Here is a 2,500-nt window from a genome sequence, read left to right on the forward strand (position 1 = left end):
TGTTTTGAAGGCCCGGCGGTGACCTACTCTCCCGTGCCTTAAGACAAAGTACCATCGGCGCAGGCAGGTTTCACTTCTGAGTTCGGGATGGGATCAGGTGGTTCCCGGCCGCTATGGCCACCGGGCCGTCGAAACACAGCGAAGAGATCGGATTGTGATTTAGGTGCGATATTGGTTGATTGCGTATTTGCGGGTTTTACCGCTGCGCAAGAAGTCAGAATAGTCAATTAGCAAGAGGGATCAATCAAGCCGATCGATCAATTAGTACTGGTTAGCTTCACGTGTTGCCACGCTTCCACACCCAGCCTATCAACCTGGTGGTCTTCCAGGGATCTGATAGGGATACCTAGTCTTGAAGGGGGCTTCCCGCTTAGATGCTTTCAGCGGTTATCCCTTCCGCACTTAGCTACCCGGCGATGCTCCTGGCGGAACAACCGGTACACCAGAGGTGCGTCCATCCCGGTCCTCTCGTACTAGGGACAGCTCTTCTCAAGTATCCTGCGCCCACGGCAGATAGGGACCGAACTGTCTCACGACGTTCTAAACCCAGCTCACGTACCACTTTAATTGGCGAACAGCCAAACCCTTGGGACCTGCTCCAGCCCCAGGATGTGATGAGCCGACATCGAGGTGCCAAACACTCCCGTCGATGTGGACTCTTGGGGAGTATCAGCCTGTTATCCCCGGCGTACCTTTTATCCGTTGAGCGATGGCCCTTCCACGCGGGACCACCGGATCACTATGACCGACTTTCGTCTCTGCTCGACTTGTCAGTCTCGCAGTCAGGCAGGCTTTTGCCATTGCACTCTTAAGCTGATGTCCGACCAGCCTGAGCCTACCATCGCGCGCCTCCGTTACTCTTTGGGAGGCGACCGCCCCAGTCAAACTACCCGCCATGCAGGGTCCCGGATCCGGATAACGGACCTCGGTTAGATATCAGGAAGCAAAAGGGCGGTATCTCAAAGGTGGCTCCACCGAAGCTGGCGCTTCGGGTTCATAGCCTCCCGCCTATTCTGCACATTCACATCCTGATACCACTGCAAAGCTGTAGTAAAGGTGCACGGGGTCTTTCCGTCTGACCGCGGGTACTCCGCATCTTCACGGAGAATTCAATTTCGCTGAGTCGATGTTGGAGACAGTGGGGAAGTCGTTACGCCATTCGTGCAGGTCGGAACTTACCCGACAAGGAATTTCGCTACCTTAGGACCGTTATAGTTACGGCCGCCGTTTACCGGGGCTTCAATTCAATGCTTGCACATCTCCTCTTAACCTTCCGGCACCGGGCAGGCGTCAGACCCTATACGTCGTCTTGCGACTTCGCAGAGCCCTGTGTTTTTAGTAAACAGTCGCCACCCCCTGGTCTGTGCCCCCACCGTAAAGTTGCCTTCACGGTGGGCCCCCTTCTCCCGAAGTTACGGGGGCAATTTGCCGAGTTCCTTCAACATCGTTCTCTCAAGCGCCTTGGTATATTCAACCTGCCCACCTGTGTCGGTTTCGGGTACGGTCCATATGTGAGAGTTATTTCCTGGACCTCCTTGGCAGCTTCTCCAATCCAATAAGGAAAAACTACTTCCAGAGGCCGTCACTTCTCACGGGTACAGGAATATTAACCTGTTTCCCATCGACTACGCGTTTCCGCCTCGTCTTAGGGGCCGACTCACCCTGCGCGGATTGGCCTTGCGCAGGAACCCTTGGGCTTTCGGCGAGGGAGGTTCTCACTCCCTTTGTCGCTACTCATGTCAGCATTCTCGCTTCCGATACCTCCAGCATACCTTACGGTACACCTTCACAGGCTTACGGAACGCTCCGCTACCACTTGTTCAATAAAGAACAAATCCGCAGTTTCGGTGTGTGGCTTGAGCCCCGGTACATCTTCGGCGCGGGACAGCTTATTTAGACCAGTGAGCTGTTACGCTTTCTTTAAACGATGGCTGCTTCTAAGCCAACGTCCTGGTTGTCTTGGCCGTCCTACATCCTTTCCCACTTAGCCACAACTTTGGGACCTTAACTGGCGGTCTGGGCTGTTTCCCTCTCGACCACGGACCTTAGCACCCGTAGTCTGTCTGCCAGATAGTACTCATCGGTATTCGGAGTTTGATTAGGTTTGGTAAGCCGGTAAGGCCCCCTAGCCCATTCAGTGCTCTACCCCCGATGGTATTCGTCTGACGCTCTACCTAAATAGATTTCGCGGAGAACCAGCTATCTCCAGGTTTGATTGGCCTTTCACCCCTAACCACAAGTCATCCCCGTCTTTTTCAACAGACGTGGGTTCGGTCCTCCAGTGACTGTTACATCACCTTCAACCTGCTCATGGCTAGATCACCTGGTTTCGGGTCTAATCCCACAAACTCAATCGCCCTATTCAGACTCGCTTTCGCTGCGCCTACACCTAACGGCTTAAGCTCGCTTGTAAGACTAACTCGCTGACCCATTATGCAAGAGGTACGCTGTCACCCCATATAGAGGCTCCAACTGCTTGTAGGCATCCGGTTTCAGGAAC

At 54.1% G+C, this 2,500-nt stretch carries 2 rRNA genes (1 of these 2 cut by a window edge); both read right to left on the bottom strand.

The features are described 5' to 3' along the window. Positions 1 to 10: 10 nt before the first annotated feature. Positions 11 to 125, bottom strand: a 5S ribosomal RNA gene (gene rrf, locus P8T57_RS00005). Positions 126 to 240: 115 nt separating this feature from the next. Beyond that, a 23S ribosomal RNA gene (locus P8T57_RS00010) occupies positions 241 to 2,500 on the bottom strand (it continues 490 nt past the right edge of the window).

The organism is Thalassospira sp. SN3W (genome assembly GCF_038070535.1).
Classification (GTDB): Bacteria; Pseudomonadota; Alphaproteobacteria; order Rhodospirillales; family Thalassospiraceae; genus Thalassospira; species Thalassospira xiamenensis.